Here is a 12,040-nt window from a genome sequence, read left to right on the forward strand (position 1 = left end):
GACCGGACGAGACGACACGACGGAGGACCGACCCCTTGGCCAAGCGACAGATCCCGGTCATCGTGCTCGCGGGGTTCCTCGGTTCCGGCAAGACGACGCTGCTCAACCATCTGCTCGGCCGGAGCGGCGGCAGCAGGATCGGGGCGATCGTCAACGACTTCGGCAGCATCGAGATCGACGCGATGGCCGTCGCCGGGCAGGTCGACTCCATGGTGTCGCTGGGCAACGGCTGCCTGTGCTGCGCCGTGGACACCAGCGAGCTGGACCTCTTCCTCGACCGGCTGGCCCGGCCCGCGGCCCGTATCGACGTCATCGTCGTCGAGGCCAGCGGACTGGCCGAGCCCCAGGAGCTCATCCGCATGATCCTGGCGAGCGAGAACAGGAACATCGTCTACGGCGGGCTGGTCGAGGTGATCGACGCGGCCGAGTTCGACGCGACCCGCGCGCGGCACCCGGAGCTCGACCGCCACGTGGCCATCGCCGACCTCGTCGTGCTCAACAAGGCCGACCGGGTCGCGGACGAGGAACGCGACCGCCTGCTGGCGACGCTCGCCGGGCTCGCGCCCGGAACGCCCGTCGTCGCGACCTCGCACGGGCGCGTCGACCCCGGGTTCCTCTTCGACCGCAAGCCGCGCGAGGACCGGAACGAGGCGATCCGCCAGCTCTCCTTCGAGGACCTCTGCACTGGGGAAGACGAGGGTGACCACGACCACCACGGTCATCCGCACACCGGTTACGAGAGCGTCGAGTTCGCCTCCGAGGAGCCGATGCACCCGCGCCGGCTGATGGAGTTCCTCGACAGCCGGCCCGAGGGCCTCTACCGCATCAAGGGTTTCGTCCACTTCGGGGTGGCCGGCCACCGGCAGAAGTTCACCGTCCACGCGGTCGGCGACTTCCTGCGCTTCTACCCGTCGCCGTGGGCGCGCTCCGAGAAGCGTGCCACCCGGCTCGTCATGATCGGCAGCGGCATCGACGCCGACGCCCTGCGGGACGGGATCGCGGCCTGCCGCGACACCGCCCCGCGGGAGACCGACGAGACCGGCATGTGGGGCGTCCTGCGCTACGCGCAGTCCTGACCCCGGGCCTGGTCCCGTCGGATCGCCGGGGCCTACACCGGTCCGGCGACCGCCGCGACCGGCTTGAGCAGCGGCGTTCCCGAGCCGTCGCGGCGCGGGTCGGGGTCGGGCAGCGAGGCGGGGGCACCACCGGTCGTCGCGGCCCGGGCGGGCGCGGGCCCGGCCCAGCCCAGGATCAGGCAGTCCTCGCCCTTCAGGAAGCGCTGGCAGCGCACGCCGCCCGTCGCCCGGCCCTTGCGCGGGAACTGGTCGAACGGTGTCAGCTTCGCCGTGGACTCCAGGGCGCCGGGCAGCCCGCCCCGGACGCCGGCGACCGTGAGGACGACCGCGTCCTCGGCGGGGTCCACCGCCGTGAACGAGATGACCTTCGCGCCGGCGGACAGCTTGATGCCCGCCATGCCGCCCGCCGGGCGGCCCTGCGGCCGTACCTGCGAGGCCTGGTAGCGCAGCAGCTGGGCGTCGTCGGTGACGAAGACCAGGTCCTCCTCGCCCGTCCGCAGCTCGACGGCGCCCACGACGCGGTCGCCGTCCTTGAGGCCGATGACCTCCAGCTCGTCCTTGTTGGCCGGATAGTCGGGGACCACGCGCTTGACGACGCCCTGCTCCGTGCCGATGGCCAGGCCCGGCGAGGACTCGTCGAGCGTGGTCAGGCAGACCACCCGCTCGCCGTCCGCCAGGGTCAGGAACTCCGCCAACGGCGCCCCGCCCGCGAGGTTGGGCGCCGCCGCGGTCTCCGGCAGCTGGGGCAGGTCGATGACCCGCACCCGCAGCAGGCGGCCCTCGGAGGTGACCACGCCCACCTCGCCCAGGGCCGTCGCCGGGACCGCCGAGACGATCACGTCGTGCTTGACCCGCTTGGTCTCGGCCGCCCCGTCGAACGGCTCGCCCGTGGCCGTACGGGCCAGCAGGCCGGTGGAGGACAGCAGCACCCGGCAGGGGTCGTCCGCGACCTGGAGCGGCATCGCGGCGGCCGGGACGCCGGCCGACTCCAGAAGCACCGTACGCCGCTCGGTGCCGAACTTCTTCGCCACGTCGGCCAGTTCCGAGGAGACGAGCTTGCGCAGCTCGCTGTCGGACTCCAGGATGCGCGTCAGCTCGTCGATCTCGGTGTTCAGCCGGTCCCGCTCGGACTCCAGCTCGATCCGGTCGAACTTGGTCAGGCGGCGCAGCGGGGTGTCGAGGATGTACTGGGTCTGCACCTCGGAGAGCGAGAAGCGCTCCACGAGTGACGCCTTGGCCGCCGCCGCGTTCTCACTCGATCGAATGATTCGGATGACCTCGTCGATGTCGACGAGCGCCACCAGCAGACCCTCGACCAGGTGGAGCCGGTCGCGCCGCTTGCTCCGCCGGAACTCGCTGCGCCGGCGCACCACGTCGAAGCGGTGGTCGACGTAGACCTCCAGCAGCTCCTTGAGGCCCAGGGTCAGCGGCTGGCCGTCGACCAGCGCGACGTTGTTGATGCCGAAGGACTCCTCCATCGGCGTCAGCTTGTAGAGCTGCTCCAGGACGGCCTCGGGGTTGAAGCCGTTCTTCACCTCGATGACCAGGCGCAGGCCGTGGGCGCGGTCGGTGAGGTCCTTGACGTCCGCGATGCCCTGGAGCTTCTTGGAGCCGACCAGGTCCTTGATCTTGGAGACGACCTTCTCGGGACCCACCGTGAAGGGCAGTTCGGTGACGACCAGGCCCTTGCGGCGGGCCGTGACGTTCTCCACGGAGACGGTGGCGCGGATCTTGAAGGTGCCGCGGCCGGTCTCGTAGGCGTCGCGGACGCCGCTCAGACCGACGATCCGGCCGCCCGTGGGCAGGTCCGGGCCGGGGACGAACTTCATCAGGGTCTCGAGGTCGGCGCCCGGGTGCCGGATGAGGTGCCGGGCGGCCGCGATCACCTCGCCGAGGTTGTGCGGCGGCATGTTCGTCGCCATGCCGACCGCGATTCCGGACGAGCCGTTGACCAGCAGGTTCGGGTACGCGGCGGGGAGCGCGACGGGCTCGCGCTCGCTGCCGTCGTAGTTGGGCGCGAAGTCGACCGTGTCCTCGTCGATCGACTCGGTCATCAGCGAGGTCGCCGCCGCCATCCGGGCCTCGGTGTAGCGCATGGCGGCCGGCGGGTCGTCGTTGCCGAGCGATCCGAAGTTGCCGTGCCCGTCGACCAGCGGCACCCGCATGGAGAAGGGCTGCGCCATGCGCACCAGGGCGTCGTAGATCGAGGCGTCGCCGTGCGGGTGGAGCTTGCCCATCACCTCGCCGACGACGCGCGCCGACTTCACGTACGAGCGGTCGGGGCGCAGCCCCATCTCGTTCATCTGGTAGAGGATGCGGCGGTGGACGGGCTTGAGGCCGTCCCGGGCGTCCGGCAGGGCGCGCGAGTAGATGACCGAGTAGGCGTACTCGAGGAAGGAGCCCTGCATCTCGTCGACGACGTCGATGTCGAGGATGCGCTCCTCGAAGTCTTCCGGCGGCGGGGTCTTCGTGCTGCGGCGGGCCATCGCGGCTGCTGCTCCTTCGATCGATTGCCGAGGCGGTCTGACGCCGACCATTGTGGACCGCGCCGCTGACAACCCCGACCGCGACCCGTCCGGGAGGGGTGGCCCGGCCCGGGAACTTCTCCGGATGTCGGTGCGCTTGCATACAGTGACAGCACTGTTCATCACGCGAGTCGTCGCGAGGCACCGCGGGATCTCAAGAGATCGAAGGGACGTACATGCCCATGGGTCACACGGCCACGCAACAGGCCGCCTCGGGCGGTCTGACAGCGACCGAGCACCGCCTGGCCAACGGCCTGCGGGTGGTCCTCTCCGAGGACCACCTGACCCCGGTGGCCGCGGTCTGCCTCTGGTACGACGTCGGCTCGCGCCACGAGGTCAAGGGCCGCACCGGCCTCGCCCACCTCTTCGAGCACCTGATGTTCCAGGGCTCCGCACAGGTCAAGGGCAATGGCCACTTCGAGCTGGTGCAGGGCGCCGGCGGCTCGCTGAACGGCACCACCAGCTTCGAGCGCACCAACTACTTCGAGACCATGCCCGCCCACCAGGTGGAGCTGGCCCTGTGGCTGGAAGCCGACCGGATGGGCTCGCTGCTCACCGCGCTCGACGACGAGTCCATGGAGAACCAGCGCGACGTCGTCAAGAACGAGCGCCGCCAGCGGTACGACAACGTGCCCTACGGCACCGCGTTCGAGAAGCTGACCGCCATGGCCTACCCCGACGGCCACCCGTACCACCACACGCCGATCGGCTCCATGGCCGACCTGGACGCGGCCTCCCTGGAGGACGCGCGCGCGTTCTTCCGCACGTACTACGCGCCCGGCAACGCCGTCCTGTCGGTCGTCGGCGACATCGACCCGGAGCGGACGCTCGCCTGGATCGAGAAGTACTTCGGCTCCATCCCCGCCCACGACGCCAAGCAGCCGCCGCGCGACGGCAGCCTGCCGGACACCATCGGCGGGCAGCTGCGCGAGGTCGTCCGCGAGGAGGTGCCCTCCCGCGCGCTGATGGCCGCCTACCGCCTGCCGCACGACGGCAGCCGGGAGGCGGACGCCGCCGACCTGGCGCTGACCATCCTCGGCGGCGGCGAGTCCTCCCGCCTCCACAACCGTCTGGTGCGCCACGACCGCTCCGCCGTCGCGGCCGGCTTCGGCCTGCTGCGCCTGGCCGGCGCCCCCTCCCTGGGCTGGCTGGACGTGAAGGCGTCCGGCGGCGTCGAGGTGGCCGGCATCGAGGCCGCCGTCGACGAGGAGCTCGCCCGCTTCGCCGTCGAGGGCCCCACCCCGCAGGAGATGGAGCGCGCCCAGGCGCAGCTGGAACGGGAGTGGCTGGACCGCCTGGCGACCGTCAGCGGCCGGGCCGACGAACTGTGCCGCTTCGCCGTGCTGTTCGGCGACCCGCAGCTGGCCCTGACCGCCGTGCAGCGCGTCCTGGAGATCACCCCCGAGGAGGTGCAGGAGGTCGCCAAGGCCCGGCTGCACCCCGACAACCGCGCGGTGCTGGTCTACGAGCCGACCACGCCCCGGACCGACGCCGACACCGCCGCCGGCGAGAACGACGAAGAGGAGACGGCTCAGTGAGCGACGCCGCCGCGGACACCCAGCAGCCCGCCCCGTCGATGGTGTTCCACCCCCGGCCCGAGCCGGGAGCGCCCACCCCCTGGGCCTTCCCGGCCCCGGAGCGGGGGCAGCTCTCCAACGGCCTGACCGTGCTGCGCTGTCACCGCCCGGGCCAGCAGGTGGTCGCCGTCGAGGTCAGCCTGGACGCCCCCCTGGACGCCGAGCCCGAGGGTCTCGACGGCGTGGCGACGATCATGGCGCGGGCCTTCTCCGAGGGCACCGACAAGCTCAGTGCCGAGGACTTCACCGCCGAGCTGGAGCGCTGCGGGGCCACCCTGGACGCCCACGCCGACCACCCGGGCGTGCGGCTGTCGCTGGAGGTCCCGGCCTCCCGGCTGCCCAAGGCCCTGGGCCTGCTGGCCGACGCCCTGCGCGCCCCGGCCTTCCCGGACAACGAGGTCGAGCGCCTGGTCGGCAACCGCCTGGACGAGATCCCGCACGAGCTCGCCAACCCCGCCCGCCGGGCGGCCATGGCGCTGTCCGCCGAGCTCTTCCCGGCCTCCTCCCGCATGTCCCGGCCCCGCCAGGGCACCCAGGAGACCGTCGAGCGCATCGACGCCGCCTCCGTGCGCGCCTTCTACGAGGCCCACGTCCGCCCGGCCACGGCGACCGCCGTCGTCGTCGGCGACTTCACCGGCGTCGACCTGGACCAGGCCCTCGCCGAGTCCCTCGGCGCCTGGACGGGCGCTCCCGCCGAGCCCCGGCCCGTCCCGGCCGTCACGGCCCACGACACCGGCCGTGTGGTGATCGTGGACCGTCCCGGCGCGGTCCAGACCCAGCTGCTCCTGGGCCGCACCGGCCCGGACCGGCACGCGAGCGTCTGGCCCGCCCAGGTGCTCGGCACGTACTGCCTGGGCGGCACGCTGACGTCCCGGCTGGACCGTGTGCTGCGCGAGGAGAAGGGCTACACCTACGGCGTCCGCGCCTTCGGCCAGGTCCTGCGTTCGGCGCCCGACGGCACGGGCACGGCGCTGCTGGCCATCAGCGGCTCCGTGGACACCCCGAACACCGGCCCGGCGCTGGCGGACCTGTGGACGGTGCTGCGCACCCTCGCGGCCGAGGGTCTGACCGAGGCCGAGCGGGACGTGGCGGTGCAGAACCTGGTGGGCGTCGCCCCGCTGAAGTACGAGACGGCCGCCGCCGTCGCGGGCACCCTGGCCGACCAGGTCGAGCAGCACCTGCCGGACGACTACCAGGCGCGGCTGTACGAACGCCTCGCCGACACCGGCACGGTGGAGGCCACGGCGGCCGTCGTGAGCGCCTTCCCGGCCGACCGGCTGATCACGGTCCTGGTCGGGGACGCCTCCGAGATCGCCGAGCCCGTCAGGGCGCTGGGTATCGGCGAGGTGACGGTCGTCCCGGCCTGATCCCTTGATCTGACGGGGCGTCAACCCTGCTGTCCGCCGCTCTCCCTGGGCCGGACATTGCCGGACATGTGAGACGCGTGGGCCCATCGGGGCCCACGCGTCTCCTTTATGCCCGTTTTCTCGCGGTGGTTGCATGTTGGTCGTGTGGCGTACGTCATAAAAGCCCGGTTCTGTTTGCCGTTCGAATCTGACGCCGATTAGCGTCAGGGCGGCAGTCCGTCAGATCGGAGCCGCAACCGCGGTCCCGGGCAGCCATCGCCGAGTCCCCGAGGCGCCAGCCGAAGGGAGCCGGGGACCCATCAGTCCCTGGGGTGAATCGGTTCCCTTTCACGAGGGCACCGTAGGAGACCTTCCTGCTCCGAACCCGTCAGCTAACCCGGTAGGCGAGAGGGAAGGAAAGGATCGCCCATCCATGGGGAAGCACCGCCGTCCGAGCCGAGCCGCGCGCGTCAGCGCCAATGTCGCGGGCATAGCCACCCTGACCGCCGCCGGTGTGGTCGCCGGCGTCGCCGCCCCGGCCTTCGCCGCCGGTGACGAGACCCGCGGCCCCGAGGACACCGGGCTGACCCAGGCCGTCGTCATGAGCGACGTCATGGCCGGCAACGTCGACGCCCAGGCCGAGACCCAGCGCAGCGCCGCCGACGAGGCCGCCGCCCGCCTGCAGGCCGAGGAGAGCGCTAAGAAGAAGGCCTCCGAGGCCAAGGAGCGCCACGCGGAGGCCGAGCGCAAGCTCAAGGAGGAGCGCGAGGCCAAGGAGCGTGCCGCGCGTGACGAGGAGCGCAAGCGCCTCGGCACCTACGTGAGCCCCCTCGACGGCTCCTACGTCTCCACCTCCTACAAGGCCTCCAGCGGCCTGTGGAGCTCCGGCAGCCACACCGGCATCGACTTCCACGCCGAGACCGGCAGCTCCGTCCACGCGGTCGCCGCCGGCACCATCGTCGAGGCCGGCTGGGGCGGCGCGTACGGCAACAACGTCGTCATCAAGCACAACGACGGCACCTACACGCAGTACGCCCACCTCTCCTCGATCGACGTCTCCGTCGGTCAGACGGTCACCCCGGGCCAGCAGATCGGCCTCTCCGGCGCCACCGGCAACGTCACCGGCCCGCACCTGCACTTCGAGGCCCGTACCGGCGCCACCTACGGCTCCGACATCGACCCCATCGCCTACCTCGCGGCGCACGGCGTCAACGTCTGACCCGCGACGCGCGCACCAGGCCCCGGCCCCACGGCCGGGGCCTTCTCGCGCTTCCGCCGGGGGTGCTGGCCAAAAAATATCCATGATTCACCGGCCCCATCGGAAATCACCGGGGATTGCCATAGAGTCGCTGAACGGATGTCAATGGGCCGACCCGCTCGGCCGATTAAGTCGTAAAGCGGAGGTGCAGCCATGCGGGGCCGTACGTGAACGGCGGTGGTGAAGCGGCGCACGAGGGCCGCCGCATTTCCGCGCACGCCGTGTGCACGGCGATTCGCGACGACATCGTCACCGGTGTTTTCCCGCCCGGCAGCCGGCTCATCGAGGAACTCCTCGCCCGCCGTTACGGCGTCTCCCGGGTGCCCGTCCGCGAGGCCCTGCGCACCCTCGCCTCCGAGGGCTTCGTCACCACCCGCCGGCACGCCGGGGCGTGCGTCGCCGAGCCCAGCGAGGAGGAGGCCGCGGACCTCCTCGACGTCCGTGCCCTGCTGGAGCCGCTGGCGGCCGCGCGGGCGGCCGAGCGGCGCACCGAGGCACACCTGAAGGTCCTGCGCGGCCTGGTCCGGCTCGGCCAGGAGCGGGCGCGCGCGGGCCGGACCGGCGAGCTGCGGCCGCTGGCCGACTGGTTCGACGAGACCCTCTCCCAGGCCTCCGGCAGCCCCAGCCTGGCCACGCTGCTCACCCAGCTGCGGCGCAAGATCGCCTGGGTGCACACGGCCGAGCCGCCGGCCCGGCCGGTGGAGGAGTGGGAGACGTGCGGCGCGCTCGTGGACGCCGTGGCCCGCGGCGACGCCGAGCGGGCCCGGGCCCACGCCGCCGTCCACGCGGGCCGGAATCCGGGTGAATTCCGGCTGCGCCGGGTGCCGGCGCCGCCCGGTCCGGGCCTGCCGAAACAATCCGTGAACACGGCCGGCGCACACCCTTAACAAGCGCCTGCTATTCCTGGGCGAATAACGGCGGGCGGGAATTGTGGCGGTCCCCGGCCGCCGCCGTACGACGACGGGGCCGCGGCGGTCCATGAGGAACGCCGCGGCCCCGTCGCATGCCCGCCGGACGGCGGGCCGGGTGATCCGAAGGATCAGACGGTCTCCGGGAGCTCCTCGAGCCCCTCGGCGACCAGCTTGGCCAGACGGTCGAGCGCGGCCTCGGCGCCCTCGGCCTCCGTGGCGAGGACGATCTCCTCGCCGCCCTGGGCGCCCAGGCCCAGCACCGCGAGCATGGAGGCGGCGTTGACGGGGTTGCCGCCCGCCTTCGCGATCGTCACGGGGACGCCGGCGGCGGTCGCCGCACGGACGAAGACCGACGCGGGCCGGGCGTGCAGGCCCTCGGCCCAGCCGACGTTCACTCGGCGCTCAACCATGGTGTTGCCCTTCGAATCGGGAGGAGTTGTCTAGACCATTGTTGCACGGGGTGCGCGGTGCCCCGGCGCCCTCCCGCGCCAGGGCCGTCCGGCCCCGGCACCGTGGGCCGCCCGCCACCTGAGGGACGCCGGTTCCCGGCCTTACGCTGTGCCCATGCACACGCCGCCCGAGCACGCCTACCCGGCACACTGGGAAGCCGATGTCGTCCTGCGCGACGGCGGCACCGCGCGGATCCGCCCCATCGCGCCCGACGACGCCCAGCGGCTGGTCAGCTTCTACGAACAGGTCTCGGACGAGTCCAAGTACTACCGCTTCTTCGCGCCCTACCCCCGTCTCTCCGACCGGGACGTGCACCGCTTCACCCACCACGACTACGTCGACCGGGTGGGCCTGGCGGCGACCGTCGGCGGCGAGTTCATCGCCACCGTCCGCTACGACCGCGTCGACGACCGCGGCATGCCCGCCTCGTCCCCCGCCGACGAGGCCGAGGTCGCCTTCCTCGTCCAGGACGCCCACCAGGGCCGCGGCGTCGCCTCCGCCCTCCTGGAGCACATCGCGGCCGTCGCCCGCGAACGCTCCATCCGGCGTTTCACCGCCGAGGTGCTGCCCGCCAACAGCAAGATGATCAAGGTCTTCACGGACGCGGGCTACACCCAGAAGCGCAGCTTCGAGGACGGCGTCGTCCGCCTCGAACTCGACCTCGAACCCACCGACGCCTCGCTCGCCGTGCAGCGCGCCCGCGAACGGCTCGCCGAGGCCCGCTCCGTCCAGCGCCTGCTCGCCCCCGGCTCCGTCGCCGTCGTCGGCACCGGACGCGGGCCGGGCGGCATGGGCCGCACCGTCCTGCGCAACATCCTCGCTGGAGGCTTCACCGGGCGCGTCCACGCGGTCAACCGCGCCTTCCCGGACTCCCTTTCCGCGCTGGAGCCGGAGGGCGTCCCCGCCCACCGCTCGGTGCGCGACATCGAGGAGCCCGTCGACCTCGCCGTGATCGCCGTCCCCGCCGACCAGGTGCCCGCCGTCGTCGCCGACTGCGGCGAGCGCGGCGTCCAGGGGCTCGTCGTCCTGTCCGCCGAGTACGCCGAGAGCGGGCCCGCCGGCCGCGACCGCCAGCGCGAGCTGGTCCGCCAGGCCCGCTCCCACGGCATGCGCGTCATCGGCCCCAACTCCTTCGGCCTGATCAACACCGCTGAGGGGGTCCGCCTCAACGCCTCCCTGGCGCCCGAGCTGCCCACCGCCGGGCGCGTCGGCCTCTTCAGCCAGTCCGGTGCCATCGGCATCGCCCTGCTGTCCGGCCTCCACCGACGCGCCGCCGGCCTGGTGGGCATCTCCACCTTCGTCTCCGCCGGCAACCGCGCCGACCTCTCCGGCAACGACTTCCTGCAGTACTGGCACGACGACCCCGACACCGACGTCGCCCTGATGTACCTGGAGTCGATCGGCAACCCGCGCAAGTTCGCCCGCCTCGCCCGCCGGACCTCCGCCCGCAAGCCGCTGGTCGTCGTCAAGGGCGCCCGGCACGGCGCCGCGGCCCCCGCCGGGCACGCCGTCCGCACCACCCGCATACCCGACGCGACCGTCTCCGACCTGCTCCGCCAGGCCGGCGTCATCCGCGTCGACACGGTCACCGAGCTGGCCGACACCGGCCTCCTGCTCGCCTCCCAGCCGCTGCCGGCCGGCCCCCGGGTGGCCATCCTCGGCAACTCCCAGTCGCTGTCCCTGCTGACCTACGACGCCTGCCTGACCGACGGGCTGCGCCCGCTGCTGCCCCGCGACCTGACCACCGCCGCCACCCCGGAGGACTTCCGCGCCGCCCTGGCCGAGGCGCTCGCCGACCGGGCCTGCGACGCCGTGGTCGTCACCGCCATCCCCTGGGTCGGCGACGCCTCCGCCGCCGAGCTCGCGGACGCCGTCCGCGCGGCGGTCGCCGGGGCCGTGCCGGACGCGCCCAAGCCCGTGGCCGTCGTCCACCTGGAGATCCCGGGCCTGGCCGAGGCCCTGGCCGCGCCACCGGAGCCCGACCCCGAGCAGGAACCCCCGGCCCCCGCCCCGGCCGTCCGCGTGCCCGCCTACCCCGCCGCCGAGCGGGCCGTACGGGCGCTGACCGAGGCCGTCCGCTACGCCCGCTGGCGGCGGCACGCGGCCGAGCCCGGGCGCGTACCGGAGTACGACGACATCGACGAGTCCGGCGCCGCCGCCGACATCGAGGTGCTCCTGAGGGCCCACAACGCCGGCCGGCGCGCCGTGACCCTCTCCGCCGCCGACACCCAGCGCCTCCTCGCCCGCTACGGCATCGCCGTGCTGCCCGCCCTGCCGGCGCCCGACCCCGACGGCGCGGTCGACGCCGCCCACCGGCTCGGCTTCCCCGTCGCCCTCAAGCCCACGGCCCCCCACCTGCGGCACCGCGCCGACCTGGGCGGAGTCCGCCTCGACCTCGGCGGCGAGACCGAACTGCGCCGGGCCTACGCCGAGTTGACCGAGCTGCTCGGCACGCCCGAGGAGCTCCGCCTGGTCGTGCAGTCCATGGCCCCGCGCGGCGTGGACACGGTCGTCCGGGCCGCCATCGACCCGGCGGCCGGCGCCGTGCTCTCCTTCGGGCTGGCCGGCGCCCCCTCCCTGCTGCTCGGCGACACCGCCCACCGGCTGATCCCGGTCGCCGACCGGGACGCCGCCGAACTGATCCGCTCGGTCCGCACCGCGCCCCTCCTCTTCGGCTGGCGCGGCTCCACCCCCGTGGACACCGCGGCCCTGGAGGAACTGCTGCTGCGGGTGTCCCGGCTGGTCGACGACCACCCCGAGGTGGTGGGCGCCGACCTGGAGCCCGTGATCGTCGCCCCGCACGGTGTTCATGTGCTCGGCGCCTCCCTGCGCCTCGCGCGCCCGCCCGCCCGCAGCGACCTGGGCCCGCGCAGCCTGCCCTCCTACTGACCCCGCCC

At 73.3% G+C, this 12,040-nt stretch carries 8 protein-coding genes and 1 riboswitch; of the genes, 6 read left to right on the forward strand and 2 right to left on the reverse strand.

What is annotated here, in order from left to right:
- Window positions 1–35: 35 nt before the first annotated feature.
- Complete coding sequence (locus AC07BS_RS12110; RefSeq protein ID WP_478640930.1) at window positions 36–1,076, forward strand: CobW family GTP-binding protein; 1,041 nt, start codon at window positions 36–38, stop codon at window positions 1,074–1,076.
- 32 nt (window positions 1,077–1,108) lie between these two features.
- Here the strand turns inward: AC07BS_RS12110 and AC07BS_RS12115 are convergent, their stop codons facing one another.
- Entirely contained in the window at window positions 1,109–3,562 is a 2,454-nt protein-coding gene (locus AC07BS_RS12115) for a DNA gyrase/topoisomerase IV subunit A (RefSeq protein ID WP_478640927.1), read from the reverse strand.
- A gap of 221 nt (window positions 3,563–3,783) precedes the next feature.
- On the opposite strand from AC07BS_RS12115, the gene AC07BS_RS12120 reads away from it, so the two are divergent.
- The 4 genes from AC07BS_RS12120 to AC07BS_RS12135 all read left to right on the forward strand — a co-directional run bounded on the left by AC07BS_RS12120 (window position 3,784) and on the right by AC07BS_RS12135 (window position 8,669).
- A complete protein-coding gene (locus AC07BS_RS12120; protein WP_478641110.1) occupies window positions 3,784–5,139 on the forward strand; it encodes a M16 family metallopeptidase in 1,356 nt (451 codons plus the stop codon).
- A gap of 38 nt (window positions 5,140–5,177) precedes the next feature.
- The gene (locus AC07BS_RS12125; RefSeq protein WP_478641108.1) at window positions 5,178–6,545 is read left to right on the forward strand and encodes a M16 family metallopeptidase; all 1,368 of its coding nucleotides are present in this window, start codon (window positions 5,178–5,180) and stop codon (window positions 6,543–6,545) included.
- Between the two features lie 246 nt (window positions 6,546–6,791).
- Window positions 6,792–6,946: riboswitch (cyclic di-AMP (ydaO/yuaA leader) on the forward strand.
- Between the two features lie 11 nt (window positions 6,947–6,957).
- Complete coding sequence (locus AC07BS_RS12130) at window positions 6,958–7,743, forward strand: M23 family metallopeptidase (protein ID WP_478640925.1); 786 nt, start codon at window positions 6,958–6,960, stop codon at window positions 7,741–7,743.
- Window positions 7,744–7,949: 206 nt separating this feature from the next.
- Window positions 7,950–8,669: a GntR family transcriptional regulator gene (locus tag AC07BS_RS12135; RefSeq protein WP_478931793.1), complete on the forward strand. Its 720-nt coding sequence runs from the start codon at window positions 7,950–7,952 to the stop codon at window positions 8,667–8,669.
- Window positions 8,670–8,821: 152 nt separating this feature from the next.
- Here the strand turns inward: AC07BS_RS12135 and AC07BS_RS12140 are convergent, their stop codons facing one another.
- Window positions 8,822–9,103 carry an HPr family phosphocarrier protein gene (locus tag AC07BS_RS12140; RefSeq protein ID WP_478640921.1) on the reverse strand — a complete coding sequence of 94 codons (282 nt, stop codon included), beginning with the start codon at window positions 9,101–9,103 and terminating at the stop codon, window positions 8,822–8,824.
- A gap of 154 nt (window positions 9,104–9,257) precedes the next feature.
- Here AC07BS_RS12140 and AC07BS_RS12145 point away from each other — a divergent pair, with 154 nt between their 5' ends.
- The gene (locus AC07BS_RS12145; protein WP_478640919.1) at window positions 9,258–12,032 is read left to right on the forward strand and encodes a bifunctional acetate--CoA ligase family protein/GNAT family N-acetyltransferase; all 2,775 of its coding nucleotides are present in this window, start codon (window positions 9,258–9,260) and stop codon (window positions 12,030–12,032) included.
- Window positions 12,033–12,040 lie beyond the last annotated feature (8 nt).

The organism is Streptomyces sp. NPDC044063, assembly GCF_056434285.1.

Excerpts from the sequence above, each read along its gene's own strand:
- AC07BS_RS12145 (WP_478640919.1), top strand. The coding sequence starts at position 9,258 with ATGCACACGCCGCCCGAGCACGCCTACCCGGCACACTGGGAAGCCGAT.
- AC07BS_RS12130 (WP_478640925.1), top strand. The coding sequence starts at position 6,958 with ATGGGGAAGCACCGCCGTCCGAGCCGAGCCGCGCGCGTCAGCGCCAAT.
- AC07BS_RS12140 (WP_478640921.1), bottom strand. The coding sequence starts at position 9,103 with ATGGTTGAGCGCCGAGTGAACGTCGGCTGGGCCGAGGGCCTGCACGCC.
- AC07BS_RS12115 (WP_478640927.1), bottom strand. The coding sequence starts at position 3,562 with ATGGCCCGCCGCAGCACGAAGACCCCGCCGCCGGAAGACTTCGAGGAG.
- AC07BS_RS12125 (WP_478641108.1), top strand. The coding sequence starts at position 5,178 with ATGGTGTTCCACCCCCGGCCCGAGCCGGGAGCGCCCACCCCCTGGGCC.
- AC07BS_RS12120 (WP_478641110.1), top strand. The coding sequence starts at position 3,784 with ATGGGTCACACGGCCACGCAACAGGCCGCCTCGGGCGGTCTGACAGCG.